At 71.5% G+C, this 21,306-nt stretch carries 17 protein-coding genes and 3 pseudogenes; 7 read left to right on the top strand and 13 right to left on the bottom strand.

The features are described from left to right. The first annotated feature begins 202 nt into the window (after positions 1-202). Positions 203-2,356, top strand: a complete 2,154-nt coding sequence (locus tag ACWDAK_RS15110; protein ID WP_427393651.1) for a heavy metal translocating P-type ATPase — start codon at positions 203-205, stop codon at positions 2,354-2,356. A gap of 111 nt (positions 2,357-2,467) precedes the next feature. Here ACWDAK_RS15110 and ACWDAK_RS15115 read toward each other — a convergent pair whose 3' ends face one another. Further along, positions 2,468-2,644, bottom strand: a complete 177-nt coding sequence (locus ACWDAK_RS15115) for a hypothetical protein (protein ID WP_344636594.1) — start codon at positions 2,642-2,644, stop codon at positions 2,468-2,470. A gap of 490 nt (positions 2,645-3,134) precedes the next feature. Here ACWDAK_RS15115 and ACWDAK_RS15120 point away from each other — a divergent pair, with 490 nt between their 5' ends. Then, complete coding sequence (locus tag ACWDAK_RS15120; RefSeq protein WP_344636595.1) at positions 3,135-4,460, top strand: PP2C family protein-serine/threonine phosphatase; 1,326 nt, start codon at positions 3,135-3,137, stop codon at positions 4,458-4,460. Here ACWDAK_RS15120 and ACWDAK_RS15125 read toward each other — a convergent pair. The 6 genes and pseudogenes from ACWDAK_RS15125 to ACWDAK_RS15150 all read right to left on the bottom strand — a co-directional run. Then, a pseudogene (locus ACWDAK_RS15125) lies at positions 4,460-5,020 on the bottom strand (alpha/beta fold hydrolase); the annotation flags it as partial. The gene ACWDAK_RS15120 and the pseudogene ACWDAK_RS15125 sit on opposite strands and share 1 nt — an antisense overlap. Further along, positions 5,017-6,168, bottom strand: coding sequence for an FAD-dependent oxidoreductase (locus ACWDAK_RS15130; RefSeq protein ID WP_427393605.1), 1,152 nt, complete (start codon positions 6,166-6,168; stop codon positions 5,017-5,019). The pseudogene ACWDAK_RS15125 and the gene ACWDAK_RS15130, both read right to left, overlap by 4 nt. 62 nt (positions 6,169-6,230) lie before the next feature. After that, positions 6,231-6,923: a TetR/AcrR family transcriptional regulator gene (locus ACWDAK_RS15135; protein ID WP_344636598.1), complete on the bottom strand. Its 693-nt coding sequence runs from the start codon at positions 6,921-6,923 to the stop codon at positions 6,231-6,233. Between the two features lie 553 nt (positions 6,924-7,476). Then, positions 7,477-8,376, bottom strand: a complete 900-nt coding sequence (htpX, locus tag ACWDAK_RS15140) for a zinc metalloprotease HtpX (protein WP_344636599.1) — start codon at positions 8,374-8,376, stop codon at positions 7,477-7,479. Positions 8,377-8,381: 5 nt separating this feature from the next. After that, positions 8,382-8,660 carry a PspA-associated protein PspAA gene (gene pspAA / locus ACWDAK_RS15145; RefSeq protein ID WP_344636600.1) on the bottom strand — a complete coding sequence of 93 codons (279 nt, stop codon included), beginning with the start codon at positions 8,658-8,660 and terminating at the stop codon, positions 8,382-8,384. Then, complete coding sequence (locus tag ACWDAK_RS15150) at positions 8,657-9,433, bottom strand: PspA/IM30 family protein (protein WP_427393606.1); 777 nt, start codon at positions 9,431-9,433, stop codon at positions 8,657-8,659. The genes pspAA and ACWDAK_RS15150 overlap by 4 nt, the downstream gene beginning before the upstream one ends. A gap of 556 nt (positions 9,434-9,989) precedes the next feature. On the opposite strand from ACWDAK_RS15150, the gene ACWDAK_RS15155 reads away from it, so the two are divergent. Continuing rightward, a complete protein-coding gene (locus tag ACWDAK_RS15155; protein ID WP_344636602.1) occupies positions 9,990-10,289 on the top strand; it encodes a DUF4193 domain-containing protein in 300 nt (99 codons plus the stop codon). Positions 10,290-11,282: 993 nt separating this feature from the next. Here the strand turns inward: ACWDAK_RS15155 and ACWDAK_RS15160 are convergent. From ACWDAK_RS15160 to ACWDAK_RS15175, 4 genes and pseudogenes are all read right to left on the bottom strand, one after another. Then, a pseudogene (locus ACWDAK_RS15160) lies at positions 11,283-11,378 on the bottom strand (hypothetical protein); the annotation flags it as partial. A gap of 107 nt (positions 11,379-11,485) precedes the next feature. Then, positions 11,486-11,611: pseudogene (locus tag ACWDAK_RS15165) on the bottom strand (AAA family ATPase); the annotation flags it as partial. Between the two features lie 354 nt (positions 11,612-11,965). Next, on the bottom strand, positions 11,966-13,225 hold the full coding sequence (locus ACWDAK_RS15170) for an MFS transporter (protein ID WP_344636603.1): 1,260 nt from the start codon (positions 13,223-13,225) through the stop codon (positions 11,966-11,968). 76 nt (positions 13,226-13,301) lie between these two features. Continuing rightward, a complete protein-coding gene (locus ACWDAK_RS15175; RefSeq protein ID WP_344636604.1) occupies positions 13,302-14,282 on the bottom strand; it encodes a lysylphosphatidylglycerol synthase transmembrane domain-containing protein in 981 nt (326 codons plus the stop codon). Positions 14,283-15,041: 759 nt separating this feature from the next. Here ACWDAK_RS15175 and ACWDAK_RS15180 point away from each other — a divergent pair. Continuing rightward, complete coding sequence (locus ACWDAK_RS15180) at positions 15,042-15,818, top strand: ATP-binding protein (protein WP_427393607.1); 777 nt, start codon at positions 15,042-15,044, stop codon at positions 15,816-15,818. A gap of 90 nt (positions 15,819-15,908) precedes the next feature. After that, the gene (locus ACWDAK_RS15185; protein ID WP_344636606.1) at positions 15,909-16,331 is read left to right on the top strand and encodes a hypothetical protein; all 423 of its coding nucleotides are present in this window, start codon (positions 15,909-15,911) and stop codon (positions 16,329-16,331) included. A gap of 766 nt (positions 16,332-17,097) precedes the next feature. Here the strand turns inward: ACWDAK_RS15185 and ACWDAK_RS15190 are convergent. Further along, positions 17,098-17,994: a universal stress protein gene (locus tag ACWDAK_RS15190; protein WP_344636607.1), complete on the bottom strand. Its 897-nt coding sequence runs from the start codon at positions 17,992-17,994 to the stop codon at positions 17,098-17,100. Positions 17,995-18,165: 171 nt separating this feature from the next. Here ACWDAK_RS15190 and ACWDAK_RS15195 point away from each other — a divergent pair, with 171 nt between their 5' ends. Next, positions 18,166-18,867 (top strand): CBS domain-containing protein, encoded by a 702-nt coding sequence (locus ACWDAK_RS15195; RefSeq protein ID WP_344636608.1) that lies wholly within the window; start codon positions 18,166-18,168, stop codon positions 18,865-18,867. A 622-nt stretch (positions 18,868-19,489) separates the two neighbouring features. Here the strand turns inward: ACWDAK_RS15195 and ACWDAK_RS15200 are convergent. Then, on the bottom strand, positions 19,490-19,759 hold the full coding sequence (locus tag ACWDAK_RS15200; RefSeq protein ID WP_427393652.1) for an aquaporin: 270 nt from the start codon (positions 19,757-19,759) through the stop codon (positions 19,490-19,492). 282 nt (positions 19,760-20,041) lie between these two features. On the opposite strand from ACWDAK_RS15200, the gene ACWDAK_RS15205 reads away from it, so the two are divergent. Next, on the top strand, positions 20,042-20,722 hold the full coding sequence (locus tag ACWDAK_RS15205; RefSeq protein ID WP_344636609.1) for a helix-turn-helix domain-containing protein: 681 nt from the start codon (positions 20,042-20,044) through the stop codon (positions 20,720-20,722). Positions 20,723-21,306 lie beyond the last annotated feature (584 nt).

The following is a 21,306-nucleotide window of genomic DNA, read 5'->3' on the forward strand; positions in this document are numbered from 1 at the left end:
GAAGCGAGCGGAGCGCACGGTGAACCGACGGCAGGCAGGGCGACCAGGAGAGCGAGTGGCACCGGCTCCCGCCCGGCAGTGGCTGGCGCCGGTGCTGCTCGGCTTTACCGCCGCCGCCCTGATCGCGGGCGGTAGCGCGTGGCTGGCAGACGCGTGGACACTCGCGGACACGTGCTGGGCTGTGGGTACGGTCGCGGCGATCATGCCGTCCGTGGCGTGGGTGGTCGCCGCGCTGCGACGCGGCAAGGCCGGGGTCGACCTGATCGCTGTTCTCGCTCTTGCGGGCACGCTGGCCACCGGCGAGTACCTGGCCGGCGCGCTGATCGCCCTCATGCTCGCCACCGGCCGCTGGCTGGACGCGGCGGCCGAACGCCGTGCCTCCCACGACCTGCGCCACCTGCTGGAGCACGCCCCGCGGTCCGCGCGGCGCCGCACCGGGGGCGAGGTGCGGACCGTTCCGCTGAGCGAGGTTCGGGTGGGTGACCTGCTGGTGGTTGGACCGGGCGAGGTCGTCCCGGTCGACGGGCGGATCGAGGGCCACACCGCTGTTCTGGACGAGTCCGTTCTGACCGGCGAGTCCCTCCAGGTCGAACGCGTCGCGGGCGAGAGGGTGCGCAGCGGTGGCGTCAACGCGGGCACCGCCTTCGAGTTGCGGGCCGAGGCGACCGCGCGGGACAGCACCTATGCGGAGATCGTGCGGCTGGCCGAGCAGGCAGGTGCCGAGGCCGCGCCGGTGGTCCGGCTGGCCGACCGGTACGCCGCCTGGTTCCTGCCGCTGTCGCTGGCGGTGGCCGGCCTGGCGTGGCTGGTCAGCGGCTCGGCGGTGCGGGCGGTGGCCGTGCTGGTGGTCGCGACCCCCTGTCCGCTGTTGCTGGCCGCGCCGGTCGCGATCGTCTCCGGTCTGTCCCGGGCCGCACGGCAGGGCGTGGTGATCCGCGACGGCGCCGCGCTGGAGACCCTCGGTCGCGCCCGCACCCTGGTCCTGGACAAGACCGGCACCCTCACCGCCGGGCGCCCCCGCGTCATCGATGTCGCCGCCGCCCCCGGTCACACGCCCGCCGAGGTCCTCACCCTGGCCGCCTCCGTCGATCAGTTCTCCCCTCACGTCCTCGCCCACGCCATCACCGACGAGGCCCGCGCTCGCGGACTGCCACTCGTCCAGGTCGATGACGTCACCGAGGTACCCGGCCGCGGCGCGGCCGGACGGGTCGACGGCACTGCCGTGACCGTCGGCCGGCGCGGGCACGACGACACGCCGCTGCCCGGTTGGGCACGTGCCGCCGACAACCGGGCCACTCTCGACAGCGCCGCAGTCGCCTGGCTCGGCAAGGGCGACACGCTCACCGGAGCGATCCTGCTGCGCGACCCGCTGCGCCACGACGCCCCGCGCACCCTGCGCCGGCTGCGCGAGGCCGGCATGGAACGTCTGCTGATGCTCACCGGCGACCGGGCGGAGCCGGCCCGTGAGATCGCCGCAGTCCTCGGCCTCGACGACGTCCACGCCCGGCAGACCCCGGCCGACAAGGTCGCCGCCGTCCGCGCCGAACGCGAGCGGGCGGTCACCGTCATGGTTGGCGACGGTGTCAACGACGCCCCTGCCCTGGCCGCCGCCGACGTGGGCGTGGCCATGGGCGCCCGGGGCTCCAGCGCCTCCTCCGAGGCCGCCGACATCGTCCTCACCACCGACCGCGTCGACCGTCTCGCCGACGCCGCCGGCATCGCGGTGCGCGCCCGGCGCATCGCCGTGCAGAGCGCCCTCGGCGGCATGCTGCTGTCCCTCGCCGCGATGGCCGCCGCCGCCTTCGGCCTGCTACCGCCAGCCGCCGGCGCCCTGCTCCAGGAAGCCATCGACGCCGCCGTCATCCTCAACGCCCTGCGCGCCCTACGACCTGACCGGACCGCCCTGCCCACCATCGAACCGGCCACCGAGCAGCTCCTGCAACGCTTCGCGGCCGAGCACGACGACCTGCGTGCGGTCATCGAAGCCGTCCGCGAAGCCGCCGACCACCTGACCGACGCCACCGGCCCGCAGGCCCTGGACTCAGTCCGACAGATCGACCGACTTCTCACCGACCGGCTCCTGCCGCACGAACTCGCCGAGGAGCACCAGCTCTACCCGGCCCTCGCCCCCGCCCTCGGCGGGCCGGAGGCCACCGCCACGATGAGCCGCGCCCACACCGAGATCCACCGCCTCGCCCGCCGCATCGCCACCCACCTGCAACTCGCCGACGCCAACCACGGCCGCCTGCGCGACGAACAGCTCGACGACCTGCGGGCCTGTCTCTACGGCCTCCACAGCGTGCTTCGCCTGCACTTCGCCCAGGAAGAGGAGAACTACTTCTCGCTCGCACACTGACCGAACGGAGAAGTCGGGGGTGGGCGAGTCGACCACTCCGATACGGTCCGACACCGTCCGGCTGGGCTCCCGGCGGGGAACCACCTGGAAACGGGGTGGTCACCGATCCGTTCAGCCGAGGCCCTTGCGGGCGGTGCGGAACACCTCAGCGTGGGCGGCCTCGTCGGCGCCCGTGACCACGGGCTTCGGAGTGTCGTCGGCCTCCAGCAGGCCAGTCGCCGTGATCGCCTTCATCGTGGAGCTGGGTGCGGTGGCGCCGTCGGACGCACAGCGAGACGCGATGCGCATGGCTCGCCAGTAGCAACCCGAGCGTTCTCACCTGGGCCGACGCCGTCCGCCAGCCGGATACCGGACCACGTCCGCTCCTCCGCTCGTGCAACACGCACCGGCGCCGAGTGGCATGCCGCTTCCGGCGTAATGGGCGGTTCGGGAAGCCGCACCATGCCACGCTGTGGTCTGGTTCGATCGCGGTCGTGTCGGGAGGCCAGGTGCACCGCTCGTGGGAGGGAACGCCTACGCGGATCCAGCGTGACCGCAGAGGCGAAGCGGCGCCTTCAGCGCGGAGGCCGTCCCCACGCCGTCAAGTGAACCGGACCGTGCTCGCCGAGGCATCGGCACCTCCGCAGCCCCCGCCGGGCACGATCCTGCGGGAGCCGGTAGCGGGATCGTTCGACGCGAGACGATGGGAGGGATGCGAAGGCGCGTCCATCCAGATCAGCGCCGAGCCCCGCCGGCCTGGAGGCGTCGAGATCGGCTACGAGGCCACCGGTCGCCGACGATGACGGGGGAACGGGGCGACTCCCAGAAGCCACACGTCCCCGAGGTGCGCCTGCGACTGGGCGTCGAGCTGGAGCAGATCGCCGAGCAGCTCAAGTCACTGGCCCGCGCCCAGGACCAGATGAGCGCCCTGTACGAGGCCGTCCTCAGCCGGGACGTCGACCTGTCCATCATGCTGCGACTGATCGTCGCCACCGCGATGGACCTGGTCGGCGCCCGCTACGGTGCGCTCGGCGTGCTCGACGAGCAAGGCAAGCACCTCGCACTGTTCGTCCCCGCCGGGCTGTCGGACCAGGAGCTGGCCGACCTGGCCGACGTGGAGCTCCCGCACGGGCTCGGCCTGCTGGGGCATCTGATCGCCCATCCCGAACCATTGCGCGTCGACGACATCTCCGCGCACCCGGACTCGGTGGGCTTCCCACCTGGCCATCCACCGATGCGCACCCTGCTCGGAGCCGCGATCAACATCCGCGGCACGACCTACGGGGACTTGTACGTCTCCGAACGACGCGATGGAAAGCCCTTCGACGCCCACGACGAAGCACTGATCATCGCGCTGGCTGCTGCAGCGGGACTGGCCATCGACGACGCCCGGCTGTACGAGCAGTTCCGCCTCGACGCGGAACAGTTCCAACGACTGCTGCTTCCCCGGCTACCCGACCTGCGCCCCTTCGACGCGGCTGCCGTCTACCGGCCCGCCGCCACGCCCGGCCACGTCGGCGGCGACTGGTACGACGCCCTCCTGGCACCGGATCGAGCCTGCGCGGCCGTCATCGGCGACGTCGCCGGACACGACCTGCAGGCCGCCGCAGCCATGGCCCAGATCCGCAACATGCTGCGCGCCCTGCTCTACGACCGGCGCACCCCGCCCAGCGCCGTCCTCATCCAGCTCGACCGGATCCTGCACGCCATCACCGACAACCCCGTCACCACCGCGTGCCTCGCGCGCATCGAACCCGGGGAGCGAGGCGGATGGATGCTGCGCTGGAGCACCGCGGGCCATCCTCCGCCGCTGCTCCTCACCCCTGACGGAAGGACCGACTACCTGCACGCCGACCCCGACCTTCCCCTCGGCGTGGACGCGGCCGAACCACGCCACGACCACACCCGTCCCGTGCCGCCGGGTGCGACGGTGGTCCTCTTCACCGACGGCCTCTTCGAGCACCCCGACCACTCCGTCGAGGCGGGGCTGGACCGCCTCGCCGCGCTCGCGGCCACCCACGCCGCCCTGCCACTGCAGGACTTCGTGCAAGCACTGGCCGACCACCACCCCAGCGACGCCCACGACGACATGGCCATCCTCGCCCTTCGTACACCCTCTGCCTGACCATCGGGCCCGGCGTAGGCGCGCAGTGCGGCCAGCGCGGCGGGGGATGGGCCTCGGCGCGGCGGCTCGGCCGGCTGGTTGCCGGGTGTCTGCGGTGTCGCCGGGCCGGCGGGGCCGGCCGCCGGCCCGGGCGCGGCCATGGGGTGGCCGGGTACGACGGGGCCGATGGCGTTCATGAGGATGAGCCGGTGGAGGCGGCGGCGGGTGTCGCGCAGGGCCATCTCGGCGGCGACCCAGCCCCCGAAGGAGCTGCCGACAACGGCGGCCGGATATGCGTCGAGCTGATCGAGCAGCTCCAGGTAGGACTCGGCGAGGTCGGCAACGGAGTCGAGCGCGGGCGGGCGTGAGGTGGTGTGGTCCCAGCCCGGGTGGATGGGGAGAAGTACACGGTGCCGGTCGGCGAGGTGTTCGGCGAGCGGTGTGAGACTGTCGGGGTCAGACCCGCCGTGCAGGAGCAGGACCGGCGTGCCGTGTCCGCTCTGGCGTACCGTCAGGGCCGGGCCGTGGCGCAGGAGTAGTTGTCGGGTGCTTGGTGGGGTGGATGCCGCCGGGTTCGTCACTTGGCTTGCTCCGGACGTGAGTTGAACTGGCCGACCAGGCCCTTGGGTGCGTCGGCGGCGAAGCAGACAGCGAGGTTGGCCGACGAGTCGGCGGCGGCGGCCTCGGCGCGCGGGAACATCGCCTGTTCGTAGCGGGAGAGCGCGGCCTCGGTGTCGCCGGGATGGTCGAGGATGGCTCGGGCGAGTTCGGCGGCGTCCTGCATGGCATTGTTGGCGCCCTCTCCGGCGAACGGCGGCATCACGTGGGCGGCGTCTCCCAGCAGCGTGACGCCGGGCACACGCTCCCATCGGTGGCTGACGGGCAGGGCGAAGATCGGGCGGGGTACGAGCGGGCCGTCGGCGTCGGCGACCAGTGCTCGCAGGGCGGGATGCCAGTCGGGGAACTGCTCCAGCACCCGGGTCTTCGCCGCGGCGGGATCGGCGAAGTCGATGCCGTCCAGCCAGTCGAGCGGGGCTCTGACGGCGGTGTAGACGTGAAGGCTTCCGTCCCACTCGCGGTGGGCGAGGAAGCCCTTGCCCTCGGCGAGCGCGAAGAGCATGCCGCCACCGACGAGTTCGGCCGCCTCGGGGTGGCGGGCGTCGGCGTCGAGCAGGTCGCTCTCCACGACGGACACCCCGGTGTAGGCGGGCGTGGCGCTGGACAGCAGCGGGCGGACCTTGGACCAGGCTCCGTCGGCGCCGACCAGGAGGTCCGCGGTGAAGACAGTGCCGTCGGCAAGGGTGATCTCGTGGCGGCCGTCCTCCCGGGTCCGGGTCTCGACGACCCACGCGCCCCAGCGGACGGTGCCGTTGGGCAGGGAGTCGAGGAGCAGGTCACGGAGCCGGCCGCGGTCGACCTCGGGACGGGTGTGCGTGGAGTTGTCGTCGCTCTCCTCGAAGAGGACGGTGGCGTGCCGGTCCAGGATTCGCATGGCCTCCGCGCCGGGCAGCACGAGCTTGAGGAGCTCCTGGTGCAGCCCGGCGGCGCGCAGGGCGGCCTGGCCGGACTCCTCGTGGATGTCGAGCATGCCGCCCTGGGTGCGGGCGTGCCGGTCGGCGTCGCGGTCGAAGACGGCGGCCTGGACGCTGCTCGTGTGCAGGACGCGGGCCAGCGTCAGACCGCCCAGGCCGGCGCCGACGATGGCTATGGGGTGGTGCGCCGCGGTCATGACGGTACCTCGATTCGACGGGCGATATGGGGAGCGGAGGGCCGGTCGGAGGCCGGCCGCGATCAGTCCGTCGGCCGGGGGGTGGTCTTCGCGCCATTGATAACTGCGCGGAAGATCCAGGCCAGGCGCTGTTCGGGGGTGCCGGAGACCAGGTCGTTGCCCAGCGCCGCGATCCGTGGGTGCGTCTGGGCCGTGGCGTTCCGCAGCGCGTCCACCAGCGCGGCGTGCTCGTCCTCGGAGGCGATGTCACGGTCCTGGGTGGACTGCTCGGCCGCGGTGGCGGTGGCGATCTGGAGCAGGACGTCCACGCCCCAGGCGGCTTGCGCGTCGGGGACCTCGCCCTCGTGCAGGAGGGCGAGGACCGCCTCGACCAACGCCAGGTAGTTCGGCCCCGAGGGGCGGGCCACCAGTGCGGAGTGCGCGAGGCTGGGGTGCTCGAACAGGACGTGCGTGTAGGAGCCGAGGACGGCCACCAGCCGCTCGCGCCAGTCGCCGGCCGCCTTCGCCGGGGTGAGGTCGACCGCGCCGAGCAGGTCCTCGAGGATCGCCGCGTGGAGCTCGGCCGTGTTGGACACGTACACGTACAGCGAGGCCGGGCCGGTGTCGAGTTCCTGGGCCAGGCGGCGCATGGTGACGCGCTGCAGCCCTTCGGTCCGCATCAGGCCGACGGCGGTGGCGACGATGCCTTCGTAGCTGAGGGCCGGCTTCGCGGGCCGCTCGCGCCTGCTGCGAGGTTCGTGGGTTCGGGGGCTCATGGCCGCAGCGTAACGAACTTGTTTGTAACGAACAAGTTCGTTAAATCGACAAGGCTGTGACTGTCGCACCGGGGACGTCCCGGCCTGCGGGGTCGCGGGCGCAACTTCCAGCTCGGCTTCGTCATACCACCACGCTTCGGCGGCCGTACCGTGACTGCCGACCTGTCATCCCATTGCCTGCCACGGCGGCTGCCGCTGCCGGCTGCCATGGCGAGATCGCGGCCTCGGCTCCGATGCCCGACGGGCACGCCGCGGCCGAGCCGGTTCTGGTCGGCCATTTTGTGGGCGCGGCCGCGCATGCCGCTGTCATGCCGCAGTGGGCGGATCGGTGTTCGTCTCGGCACCGGCGCGCGACCGCCTTCCTGCGCCTGTACCTGCAGCGGGGGCGTTGCCGTTCTGGCGGCATCCGCACAAGCACGCCGGGCGTCACTGATCCCGGGCCGGACGGGTCGTCGCACTCTGGTCGGGCTGTACGAACCGCCTCGAACCGCCCGTCCGTCCCGGCGGGCGGAGCGCGGACGCCGCCGGGACGGACGGGGCGGGTCTCGACAGGTCAGGTCGGCCCACCCAGCTCCTGTGAGATCCGGGCGAGCTGGTCGAGGCGGCGTTCCAGGCTGGGGTGCGTGGAGAACAGGCTGAAAAGGGTCGTCCCTTCGCCGAGGGCGGGGGTGAAGAAGAAGGCGTTGAAGGGCTGGGCGGTGCGCAGGTCCCGGGTGGGGATGCGAGCGATGGCGCCGCTGACCTTGGTCAGGGCGGAGGCGAGCGCGGAGGGGCGGGCGGTGAGCAGGGCGGCGGAGCGGTCGGCCGCCAGTTCCCGGTACCGGGACAAGGTCCTGATCAGCAGGAAGCTGATCGCGTAGACGGTGGCGGAGACTGCCATGACGAGGGCGAGCAGGGCGGCGGTGTTCTGGTCGCCGCGCCGTCCGAAGAGCTCGGAGTAGAAGGTGAACCGGACCAGCAGTCCGGCCAGGACGCCGAGGAAGGAGGCGATGGTGATCACGGCGACATCGCGGTGCGCGACATGGGACAGCTCGTGGGCCAGCACGCCCTCGAGCTCCTCGGTGTCCAGGCGGCGCAGCAGTCCGGTGGTGACGCACACGACGGTGTGGCCGGGGCTGCGGCCGGTGGCGAATGCGTTGGGCAGGTCCATCGCCGAGAGGGCCACCTGGGGTTTGGGCATGTCCGCCATCGCGCACAGCCGGTCGACGACTCCGTGCAGGTGCGGCTCCTCCTCGGGAGTGACCGCGCGGCCGTGCATGGCGAACAGGGCGATCCGGTCGGAGAACCAGAACTGGGCCGCGAGCAGTCCACCGGCGATCACCACCACCACGATCCAGGACTTGAGCAGTACGATGAGCGCGGCGATGAACGCCACGTAGAGCAGCCCGAGCAGGAACAGCGTGGCCAGCATCCGCAGGGTCAGCTGCCGGTCGGGCCGGAAGCGGGTGGTCATGGTGTTCACCCCGGGATCAGGCTCTCGTCGGTGAGCAGGGCGCTCACCTCCGCCAGGCTCATGTCCTCATCGGGAAGCACGAGTTCGGAGGGGACGAGGGAGTCGGGGGTGAGCGGGGCGCCGAGGCGGCGCACCGTTTCGAGGAGGGCTCGCAGGGCCCCGGCGAACCCCTTTTCGTCCTGTGCTTCCACGGCGCTCTGAAGGCGGGCGTCGAGCCGGTTGAGTTCGTCCAGATGGCCTTCGGCAACGCTGTACTGCCCTTCGCCGAGAATCCGCACGATCACGATGCAGCCTCCTTGTCCGGCGGGATGGCGGGCCTGCCGGCGGCTTCGACCGCAGGGGCGGCGCCGGATCCGGGCAACTGGGCTTTCATGCGGGCCAGTTCAGCTTCGATGTCGTGGCCTTCGCTCACGGCATCGAGCTGCGCCTGGATGTCGTCGCGGCCTGCGGGCAGCGTGGCGTCCTCCAGCGCGCCGGTGGCGATCAACTCATCCAGCGCGCCGGCGCGGGCCTTGAGCTGATCGGTCCTGTCCTGGGCGCGCTGCATGGCCAAGCCGATGTCACCCATTTCCTCCGAAATACCGGTGACGGCCTCGCTGATACGGGTCTGGGCCTCCGCGGCGGTGTAACTCGCCTTGATCGTCTCCTTGCGGGTGCGGAAGGCGTCCACCCGCGCCTGCAACCGCTGAGCGGCGAGCGTGAGCTTCTCCTCCTCCGCCTGCAACGAGACTTCCTGGCCCCGCAGATCGGTGATCTGCGAGGTGACGGCCGCGCGCCGGGTCAGGGCCTCGCGAGCGAGGTCCTCACGCCCGGCCGCGAGCGCCTGCTGCGCCTGGTTCTCCAACTTCGCGGAGGACTGGTCGAGATGGGTGATCTGGAGTTCGATGCGTTTGCGGCTGGTGGCCACGTCCGCCAGGCCGCGTCGCACCTTCTGCACCAGGTCCAGCTGTTTCTGGTACGAGTAGTCGAGCACCTCGCGCGGGTCCTCCGCGTGGTCCAGTGCCTTGCCGACCTTGATCCTGAACAGGGCGGCGATACGGCGCATGATGCTGGTCATGGCTGGCCACCTCCGCATTCTTCTGCTCGTCCTCGTCGGCCTCAGCGGCGACCGTGATCAACGACATCGCCGACCAGACTCACTCGCCGACGCCGTGATCGGTCCGGAACATGATGGCGCTCCGCCTCCCCGAGTCGGAAGTGCCTCTCGTTTCACGTTCCTCCGGCCCTGGTCAGGAGGCCAGGGCCGTTCGGTCCCGGGGCCTGGGCGAGTGGGCCTCTGGCTGGCGGGGCCATAGGTGGGAGTGCTGCCGGGCTGCCAGGGCAGCAGCCATCGGCCCTCTGCTGCTCGATCGGGGAAGCGGGTGGTGTCGGCTTCCGTGAGTCCGACGGCCCCCTGTGCTGAGCAGGGCAGTGTACGGCCGGCAATGGGGCGATCTGCGGGCGCCGCCCGCCCGGTCGTGACCGGCAACCACCCGTCCAGCGAGCAGGTCCCGCTCATCTGACGAGCGGCTTTCCCCCAGCCCGAGTAGAACGGTCAACAGCAGACTCAGCCGGCAGCGGCATATGAAACCTGGCTCCCATCCCGGTCCTGCGATCTCCTCGAGGAGGTTTTTGTGGCAACCGACTATGACGCCCCGCGCCGCAGCGACGAGACCGAAAGCACGGACAGTCTCGAAGAGCTCCAGGACCGTCGTGACCAGCGGTTCCCCGGTGCGGCCGTCGACGAGGCCGAAGAACCCGAGTCCGTGGAACTGCCCGGTGCGGATCTCTCCAACGAGGAACTCACCGTCCCGGTCGTGCCTCCGCAGCCGGACGAGTTCGTCTGCGCTCGCTGCTTCATGGTTCACCACCGCAGCCAGCTCGTCGGCCAGACTGCGGACGGCCAGCCTGTCTGCCGTGACTGCCTGCCCTGACCTGACGGCGTACCCCACTGCTGTGAGGGGCGAGCCGCAGCCAGGGCAACAGCACTGCTTGCAGGCAGTGCGCCCGCGAACCCGGCTGCGCGCTGAGCAGTCAGGTGGTGCCGTGCGCGCTGTCGACGGCCACGCGCAGTACGGCGTCCACGTCGGTATGGACGGGTTGCCCGTCCGCGAGATCAGGGTCCAGTGAACCACCACGATCCTTTGCGGGGCGTGGCTTCCGCCTTCTGGCGGAAGCGTTACGGCATATCGCTGCGCTTCGGGCATGGGGGCGCGCCCCTGACCGCCGTGGGTGACCACGATCTCGGCCAGCGTGTCCGCCGCCGCGATGCTGGGGGCGAAGGGTCGGTCACCAGTGCGGTGGCTTCTGAGCATGGTGAGTGGTGGTGCTCGCCGTGGGCTCTGCGGATCGGGGGTGGGCTGTTCGGTTCTGGTGTGCGGGACGGGGTGACCGGCAAGCGGCGGTTGATAGTGGTCCGGGTGGCCCGTTGTGCGAGCGGGTGGAGGGCTATGTTGCGGTCGCGGAGCTCGACCATGCCGTAGGTGTGCAGCAGGAGAGTGTCGACGGTCTCGAAGGGGAACTCGTCGAGGGAGTCGCGCCCGGGCCATGGCCTGCAGGCAGGAGCTGGTCTGCGTCGACGTCGCACACCTCGCCGGTGCTGATGGCCCTGGCCGCGTGACTGGTGCTGATGGGCCTGGGCGTTCGTCGCCGGGTGCTTCTTCATCCTCTGGTGGTGGGCCCGCCGAGCGCCTGCCGGGTGGGGCTGTTGGCACGGTGGGCGGGCGTGGCTGCGCGTCCCGCTCCGGAACCGGCGTTGTTCCAGTGGGTATGTGCCCGGACTCGTGCACGGCGACCGCACGGCGTTCCTCCGGGAGAAGGGCGTCGGAGGACTCCCCGCGACCGAGCAGTACCCGGTCGCGGGCGGTGTCGACGTCCTGTGCGGTGATGACGGTATGTCCGGCTCGCACCGCGTTGATGGCGGCCTCGTTCACGAGGTTCGCCAGGTCCGCTCCGGAGAACCCCGGGGTGCCACGGGCGACGCGCTCCAGGTCGACGTCGGGGGCCAGGGCCTTTCCGCGCACGTGGACGGAGAGGATCGCCGACCGCTCGCCCTGGTTCGGCAGCGGTACGTGACCTGCCGGTCGAACGGACCCGGTCGCAGCAGAGCCGGGTCGAGCGCGTCGGGGCGGTTGGTCGCGGCCAGCACGACGATGCCCGTGCTCTGGTCGAAGCCGTCCATCTCCGAGAGCAGTTGATTGAGGGTCTGCTGGTTGCGTGCGATCATCTCGTGCATTTGAGCCTCCCCCGCTCTCATGGTCCGCCCCGGAGGAGACTCCCCGGCGATCCGTCAGACGATGGGAGAGGCCGACCTGCTCGGGCTCAACCTGGAGTACGACCGGCCGGACGGCACCCGCACACCCGCCGCCCGGGCTATCTGCTCGGCTCGCTCGCCCTGCTGGCAGTCGCCCAGTCCGGGCATCCCGTGGTGCTGGTGCGCGCTCCCTGGGGCTCGCTGGAGCCGGTCCGGCGCGTCTGGGGCCGTTGGTCGCGGAGCTGGTCCCTACCGTGTGACGGGGGTTCAGCTCGCGACGAGCGGAGGGCGGGTGGCCCGGCGGAAACAGGGGACTTCGCAACGTGCGGGGTACCTGTGTGCGCGGCGGCGGTACGGTCAGGCCCGGTCGGCCTCGGTGACAGTCGGCGGGCGCTGCTTCCGGGCGGCGCGGCGTTCGAGGAAGCGGTGCTTCGGGGGGACGCGGGGCAGGGCGAGCAGTCCCAGCGCGGCGGCGGTCAGGCAGGCGCCGGCGCCGAGCGCGAGTCCGGCGCGGGGGCCGAGGCGTTCGGAGACCACGCCGATGATCGGGCCGCCTACGGGGGTGCTGCCCAGGAAGGTGACCGTCCACAGGGCCATGACCCGGCCGCGGAACCGGGGGTGGCTGACCAGTTGCAGTGTGGTGTTGCCGGTCGTCAGGAAGACGGTGCTGCCGATCCCGACACAGACCAGGGCGACGAGTTCGGCCGGGACACCGGGGACGGCCGCGGCCGCCGTCAGCGCGGTACCGAATCCGGCCGCGGCTCCGATCAGCGGGACGACGCCCGCCTCCCCGACCGCGGCTACGGCCAGGCCGCCGACCACCGATCCCAGGCCCATGGCGGAGGTGAGGAAGCCGTAGGTCCGCGCGCCGCCGTGCAGGGTGGTGCGGGCCAGCAGCGGGAGCACGACCTGGAACTCGTAGGCCAGGGTGCCGATCAGGGCCATCATCGCCAGTGGTGCCCACAGGCCGGTGGTGTCGCGCACGTAACGCAGCCCGGCGGCGAGCTGTCCTGGCCCGCGTTCGACGGGGCGGGTCGCAGTGAGCTTCTCGATGCGAATCAGACGTAGTGCCAGCAGGACCGTGAGGAAGCTGGCGGCGTTGGCCAGGAAACACACGCCCACGCCGACCGTGGCGATCAGGATGCCGGCCAGCGCGGGACCGATCGCCCGGGCGGTGTTGGTCATGACACTGTTGAGGCTGACCGCGTTGCGCAGCAGCTGCGGTCCGACGATCTCAGGGACGAAGGCCTGCCGGGTGGGGTTGTCCACCGCGTTCACCGTGCCGAGCGCGACGGCGAGGAGCGCGACCATCCACAGCCGCACGGTGTGCGTCACCGTCAGCAGCCCCAGTAGCAGGGCGAGCGACGCGAGCGTGGCCTGGGTGACCATCAGCAGGAGACGCTTGTCGGCCCGGTCGGCGATCAACCCGCCGTACGGGCCGCCCACAAGGACGGGCAGGAACTGCGCGGCGACCACCAATCCGAGCACGGTGCCCGACCCGGTCAGCTCGAGCACCAGCCAGGACTGGGCCACGGCCTGCATCCAGGTGCCGATCAGGCTGACCGACTGCCCGGCGAAGTACAGCCGGAAGTTCGGCACCCGCAGAGCAGCGAACACCCCCTCATACTGCCGTCCGCGCTCCGCAGTGGCAGTGCACGGACCGTGCGACACGGCGGGTGAGCGGTAGCGGGGTTCAACGTTCGGGGCGCCGGGCGGGGCGGCCAGGGCGGAAGGTGACGGCGAGCCAGCTCGCCCAGCCGACCGGCTGGAGAGCCCAGTAGCTGATCGCCCGGTACAGCAGAGTCCCGGCGATCGCGGGCCCCGGGGGCAGTCCGTACAGGACGAGCAGCGCGGACAGGCTCGCCTCGGCCACCCCCAGACTGCCGGGCGTCAGCCGCAGGGAGCCCGGGATCTGCGTCAGTCCGTAGGCGAGCAGCAGGCCGCGCCACGGTACGCCGCTGCCCAGCGCCCACAGGCAGGCGGCCAGGCAGGCTGCGTCGAAGACCCAGTTCAGCAGCGCGAGCGCGCCCGGGAGCAGCCACGGCCGGACGCCGGGCTGCAGGCTCCGGGCCTGTTCCATCACGTGTGCCAGTCCACGCTGGGCCTGCCGCACCTGGGCGGATCGCCGGCCTGCGCCCTCCCAGACCCGCCGCACCGCATCACGGAAGCCGGCGAAGCGGGACAGGCTGACGGCCAGCAGGCCGACTGCGGACGCCAGCAGCAGCACGCCGGTGACCGGGCGCAGCACGGCGGCGGCCCCGGCCGCGCCAACGGTGAGCAGGCCGATCACGATCAGGATGCCCAGGCCGAGTGCCGACAGCGCGCCGCCGACCACCAGCACGGCCGCCGCCAGGGCCGGTGCCACGCCCCGGCGGCTCAGCTGCTGGAACACCCAGGCGCTGGCGAACGCCGCCCCGCCGGGCAGCGCACCGGCCACGGCGTTGGCAGCCACCGCGATCGCCGCCACCCGCCGCAGGCCCCACCGGACCCCGCCAGCCCACAGGAGCCGCCACGGTACGGCGGCGAAGCACAGGACCGACAGCGCCTCGCACACCACGCCCACCCCCAGTTGGGGCAGTCGTACCCGGGCGATCAGGGCGAACGCCTGCGCCAGCTGATGCCGCTGCCAGATGGCCGCCAGCACCGCGGCTGTCACCAGCAGGCCCGCGCCCACCCACCGCACCCAACCCAGCCAACGGGGATGACCGGCCCGCCTATCCGCGCGGGAGGCGGCTGCGGGTTCCGACCGCTCGGACACCGGCCGTCACCACTGGTAGGTGATGTGGCGCACGGGCCGGACGCTGGTGGCCGACCCGCCGCTCGTGCCAGGCCGACCTCCCAGAGCGTGCGGCCCTGCCGACGATGAAGCATGGGGACGGATGGCTTCCATGACCCTCCTCCTGACCGAATGTTCTGGTCAGCCATCATGAGCGCATACCAACGGCACGACGCCATTCCGCGCGCCGCAGCGATGAGGACTACGACGAGCTGACCGGGGGCGGCGACCAGGAGGAGAAGTGAGGTAGCGCCGGACGGACGAGCCGTTCGACCCCGAGGAAATGATCCGTCGTAGATTGCCCGCCTTTGCGGCTCTATTCCCGAGCCGAGTAGGTCCGTGTGTCACTGAGTACGCCGCCGAGCATGCATGTACTGGCCGGGGGTGGGCGTTACGTGCGACTTCGCGGGCTCGGCGGCGTCAACAGGCCGGGCGTACCGTCATCACCGCGCACGGCCTCGACACCGCCCGCGACCGGGTACTGCTCGGACGTAGGGAGTCTTCCAACGCCCTGCTCCCGGAGGGGCGTCGTGCGGTCGCCGTGCACGAGTCCGGGCATCATCGCCCGACCACCGGCCGTCGCCGCCGGTCTCAGGGACCGGACCGCCGGTCGGGAGGCGGGGCAGCAGGCTTGGGCGTCCACTGGTGCGATCCGCTGTGCGATCTGCCGCCGCTACCGTCGAGCGGCCGAAGGGACTGTTCGACCGCTCGGCCGAATGGGGCGCACTCGCCGCCTTCGCGAGCGATCCGCGTCCGGGGCCGGCCGTGGGCATGGTGACCGGACCCCGTGGGCAGGGCAAGACCTACCTTCTCCAGGAGCTGGCCCGGGCCACTGGCGGCTTCTACTTCGGAGCCCAGGCGACCGAGGCGGAGTCGCTGCGCCGACTGGCCGACCAGCTCGTTGGCCGCACCGGTGAAGGCTCCCCGGCCCGCTGGCGCGGCTGGGAGGACGCCCTGGACGCCCTGGTGGCCCTTGCGGCCGACCGGCCCCTTCCGGTCATCCTCGACGGCTTCCCGGAGCTCGTACGACAGAGTCCCGTGCTGCCGTCCGCCGTCACGAGCGTCTGCCGCCGGCTGCACGACGGGGACGGGCGGAACCGGGCGAGGATGCTGTTGTGCGGCAGCGCCATGCCGGTGATGCAGCGGCTGCTCGGCAGTGCCCCGATGACGGCCGACCTCCAGATCGAGATCGGACGGCTCGACTACCGGCAGGGCGCCCGGCTGTGGGAGATCGAGGATCCCGTCCTCGCCCTCCAGGTGAGTGCCGTCGTCGGTGCGAGCCCGGCCTTCCGCCACGACGCGGCGGGCGAGGACGCGCCCGCGCACCGGGACGACTTCGACGCCTGGGTGTGCCGGACCGTCCTCAACCCCCGTCTGCCGCTGTTCTGGAGGGCGGGCCACCTGATCGAACGAGAGCCGGACGGCTGGGACTGAGCCCTGTGCCACTCCACCCTGGCCGCCCTCGCCGACGGCTGCTCGACACCGGGCACCATCGCCGACTGGCTGGCGCGCCCCGAAACCGACGTGCCACACGTCCTGGCACGACTGAGCGACTGCGGCTTCGTGGACGGCATGCATGACGCCTTCCGCCCCGGTGTGGCGCACTACCGCATCGCCGAGCCGCTGCTCGCCTTCGACCACGCCGTCATCCGGCCCCACCGGAGCGCTCTCGAGCGGCAGGAGGCCGCGGCGGTGTGGCGATCGGTCCGCCCGGCCTTCGACTCGTCCGTCCTCGTGCTGAGCCTCGCCGGCGTCGATGCGCTCGTCGTGGCCGACGAGTACGGGCAACTCGTGGGTCTGGTGACGGCCGGGGATCTCGCCGCCGCACTCGCCGGCCGGCCGCGAGCTTGGAGGAAGGCACAGGCCGAAGGCGTGCCGCGCAAGCCCCGGGGCCTACTGCCAGGACTGCCGCCGCGCCCCCAGGACCATCGGACCGGAGTGCCGTGAGGCGGAACGGTGGGCATGGCGAAGTGCTGGATTCGTCGCTCACGTCGGCTCCTCGAGTGGGAATCCGTGAAGCGGTCACCGGCCGGGTCCGGCAGGGCGTCGACGACTTCGGCGACATCGCCCGGGGCATCCGCTCGGCCGTTTCGGACCGGGCTGCTTCTGCCCGCTCTGGGATGGTCCGCTCAGGATCCGAGGCCGGAGGTGCGTACGGGCGTCCGAGGCTGGGCTCTGATCACGCGTCACCGGGCTGCGGAGGTAGACCTGTCGACAGGCGGCTTGACGCCGGCGGACGCGCCGCGTCCGCCGGCGCCCGTCCCGGGGGGAGGCGCGTGCGGCCTCAGGTACCGATGGTGATCTCGACCCGCCGTGGCTGCTTCTTCTCCGCCTTGGGCGTGGATCGGCTGAGGGCTGCCGTCCACCCTGACCCACGAGGTACGGCGGCTGGCCGATGGCATGCTCGGGATCCAGTACCACCATCGGTCAGGCAGCCTGGGCGCTGACCGGCACGGCCACCAAGTTCGCGCTGAGGATCTCCTCCAGCCGGTTCAGCCGCCGGGAGCCGAGTACGACCATCTGGGCATCCTCGGACTGCCGACACTGACACCTCGGAGGGGACACCCTCCACCAGGAACGTCGAGACCTCCAGACCGGGATGCCGCCGAGCAGCGAAGCCGGAGGCCTCGTCACCGAGCCCCCGCCCGGCCCTCCGACACGCGACGCCGTCGAAGCCGTGCAGGCCGTGGCGGACCGGTGGCTCCGCGTCATGTCAGCTGCAAGGAACGACCGCGACTGGACAGCGCGCGTGATGGATCGCAGCGTGCGCGACCGGGCCGAGATGCGGTCCGATGGGTGCCCGGCGGGTGCGACGGCCGATCACCAGAAGCCCGGCCTCTGGTGTCTCCTCCAGCAGCGTGATCGCGGCGCTGCCGAGCGCCACGGTCGTCACGACCTCCACCTTCGGATACCGCTTGCGCCAGGGCGACAGCTGCCGCTCGACCGTATCCCGTTCGACCCTCGCCATGTCCTTCTCCAGGCCGCCGATGGAGCCGAACGCCAGGTATTCGGTGCCACTCGGCGGGCCCCAGGCGCGGACCACCCGCAGCGGCGCCGAGCGAGCCGAGGCGGTCTCAAAGACGAAGGCCAGTACCTCGTCGCACGGGTGCCTGGTGTCGAGACCGAGCGCGATCTCGCGGTAAGGGGTGTCGGCTGGAGGTCCCGCGTCCGGTGACGCCAGGTGCTCGTCGGCCGCGGTGGTGCCAGCCCGGACGAGCACCACCGGGCAGGCGGCCTGGGCCAGGACCTCCTGACTCACCGAACCGACCAGGAACCCCCGGATCGCGCCGAGGCCGCGCGAGCCGAGTACGAGCATCGTGGCGTTCGTCCCAGCCGCCTCCAAGACATCGGCTGGCACTCCACTGGGGATATGAGCAGCGGTCACCTCCAGGCCGGAGTGCAGTGCCTGGAGTTCCACTTCCTTCCGGGTCAGCTGCTGCTTGCTCCATTGGTTCGCCTCGTCGCTGCCCAGCGGCTGGCCGTGCTGCCAGGGCCAGGCCTGCAGCAGCTCCAGCGGCAACCTGCGCCGCAGTGCCTCCCGGGCCGCCCACTCGGCGGCGGCCTCACTCTCCGGCGAGCCGTCGAAGCCAACGACGATGGGTCCGTTCACGGCGACCTCCGGAGGAAAGCCCTGAGATCCACCAATCGTCGCGCCCGGAGCGGTCGTTGTCTCCTGGACCGGACCGGACCGGCCCTGGCAGTGGGACCGAACGGCCCTGTGCTGACTCTCGGCCCGGGCGGAGAGTGTGAGGTAGAGGACATGCGTGGAGGAGTGAGGGCCATGCGGCACCGCACTGTTCACGACGTGATGACCCAGGAGGTCGTCACCGCTCGGGCGGACACGCCGTTCAAGGAGATCGTGGCGTTGTTCCATCGGAACGACATCACCGCGATCCCGGTCATCGACGACCAGGAACGGCCACTCGGCATGGTCTCCGAAGCCGACCTGATCCGTAAGGAAGCCGTCCTCCCCGATCCCGAGGGCTGTACGCCCGGCCGCTGGTTCGGCCGGCTGGAGCGGGCCCGCGCGGAGGCCGAGACCGCCGGTGGCCTGATGACCAGCCCCGCCGTCACAGCCCGCGCGACCTGGTCCGTACCCGAGGCCGCCCGGGCCATGGACAAGCACAAGGTCAAGCGGCTCCCGGTGGTGGACGAGGTCGGCCGCCTGGTGGGCATCGTCAGCCGCCGCGATCTGCTCCAGGTCTTCCTGCGGCACGACGCGGCGATCCGCGAGGAGATCGCCCACGACGTGTTCGGCCAGACCCTGTGGGTCGCGCCCGGCTCCGTCCAGGTCGCCGTACGCGAGGGCGTGGTCACTCTCAGGGGACGGCTCCCGTGCAAGAGCCTGGTACCGATCGCCGAGCAGCTGCGCCGGGCCGTGGACGGCGTGGTGGCGGTCCACCAGGGTCTCGACTGGACCGAGGACGACACCGAGGTCCAGCTCGAACACCCCCATGCCTACCAGGCCGGCCGGCGCCAGTGACGGCCAGGTACCGTCCGGACGGAGTCCAGGGGGGTACCGCTGGGGTTCCGACCGCCAGTTGTCGCCGGATTCTCTTGCCGGTGCCGCATCGCGCACTTTCTGACCTCACTGCGGAGTGAGGATGAGCCTCATGCCCGAGCGGCCCACCGGGTGGTCCCACGACCGGATCGTGCTGATCGGCGTCGGTGACGAGTACCGCCATGACGAGGGAGTAGCGGTCGGGCAGCCAGTGCCGGCCGGTCCTATCGCGATCCGGTTCGGCGGGCTTGTTCAAAGCCGGAGGCCCGTAGCTGTGGGCATCCACGCATCACGGAGTGCGATCATGCTCACCCAGGGTGACACCGCTTCCGCACCGGTGAAGCTCTTCGTCTCCGCCCTGACCGGGTGTGTGGCGCACTACGCCAGGCTCCGGGCGGGAGATTCATGGACGCACCGCTCGCCGGTCCGGCCCACAAGCCCGCGAGGGAGATGCAGCCGCCGATCGCGATGGCCGCATTATGGCCGGTGTTCCGTGCACCGGAGGAGGCGGAGAGGATGACCGTCATCCGATGCGGCCCACCGTCCCGAAGAGCCCGCGTAGTACGCCCGCTGCCGCCAGAGCTCCGGTCGACTGCGTAGTCACCTATGCCGGCACGCGGCACTCGGGGAAGTGACCGCGGGCCGCGGACGCCTGGGTCACCGCCGAATTGAGATGGGCACTGGAGGTTTCGCCCAAGGCGTAGATGAGTGCCGGCACCATCACGCCCGGCGCGATCGCGGCTGCCGCCCGCCCGATCTCGCCGCCGGTGACGGCGCTGACGACCCGTGCCCCGGCCGCTACCAGGACCAGGAAGAACGTGCCCACCCGCTCGGCGGCCAGCCGCCGCCGCCCGAATCGCCGGACTGTGGTCATCTCGCTCACCTCCCGGGTCGCTGTGTCCACTCCCGACGGCGAGCGCGGCCGTCAACCAGGGTCGTCCAGACCATCCCACCGCGCGGCGAGGCGGTGGGAAACCCCGACTACCGCCGGTGCGGCCCACCCGGCGGGCGTGCAGACTCGAAGGAGAGTCGCAGCGCAGCTCGGTCAGGAGAGCAGCTGTGGGCGCGACCGGACGGCCTGGGCACCGTCGACGAGGCGGCTGAGCATCCAGCCTCCGCCCCCTGATCGAGCCCCACCGAGAGAGGAGAGGCCACCGTGAACGAGAACGCTGAGTCCGCCGACGTGGCCGCACAGCCGATCGATGTTGACCACATCGCTCAGCGCATTGCCGAGCGGCGTGCACAACTCGGTATGACCGAGCAGGAGTTGGCGAAGCAGGCCGCCATGTCCACCCGCTACCTCTGGCATCTGGCCGACGCGGGGCCCGAGTTCGACCCCGGCGGCTTCCTTCGCGTTGCCGCGGCCCTGCACCTGACGTACCAGGAGTTGCTCGAAGGGCGGAGCGACGCCCCGCCCGGGCAGCCTGAGGCAGCTCCGCGACCTGCCCTGTTCCGCCTCACCGAACCCGAGTGCTGGGAGAAGCTCGGCGCCCATGGCATCGGCCGGATCGCCATGCCCGGCGAACCCGGCCCGGCGGTCTTCCCCGTCAACTACGTGATCGACGCCCGAACGGTCGTCTACCGTACGGATCCCCAGGGTGCAGCCGCGGTAGAGGCCGACGCCTCGGTGTCCTTCCAGGTGGACCACATCGACGACCGCCTGAGCCAGGGCTGGAGCGTGCTCATCGCCGGTACGGCGCAGCACGTCGACGACCCCGGCACCATCGAGAGCCTTGCCCGGCGACCCGGTACCCAGCCGTGGGCCGGCGGACACCGTCCGCTGTGGATTCGCATCCGGCCGGAGCGGATCACCGGCCGACGCATCGGCACCATATGAGCTGTCAATGCTCTCGCCTCCGACCTCGGGTGAATGCCTTGGGCAGTCGGTAGGAGGTTCCGAAGGCTGTGGCGGTCGATGCCGTGACGGCGCACGGTGTCCCCGAGCACTCGGCCCTGCCTGGACAGAGTCAACATGACATTCGCAGCGCCTACGACCTGTTCGGCAGTCACAGCCAGTTCCACCCGCCGCTGCGCACCAAGGCCATTGGACGCCTCACCCAGTTCTGCGAGCGGCGTACGCCCACTGGTCAACGGTGAATAGCCTTTGAGGCATCGTTGGACGTCGATGCGGTCAGTGTGGCCTGCCCGGACTGCAAGATCACGGTCGTCGAAGCCGATGATGACACCTTCATCAATCTGTTCACCGTGGTCGATGAGGCAAGCGTGACACGTACGCACGCCCCAGGGCGTTCAACACCTCCACCGGCAGAGCCGAGCGATCCCGATCCGCTTCGCACGGTGGCCTGCTCGGGTCGTCCAGCGTCGCGGACCTGAACAGGCTCGGCCTCCGGCTCTGCGAGGCTGACGAGCCGAGCCGCCTCTCGCGCCGCCCGATCGGCAGTGGCCACGTTCTCGGGCGAT

It is taken from the genome of Kitasatospora sp. NPDC001175 (genome assembly GCF_053598215.1).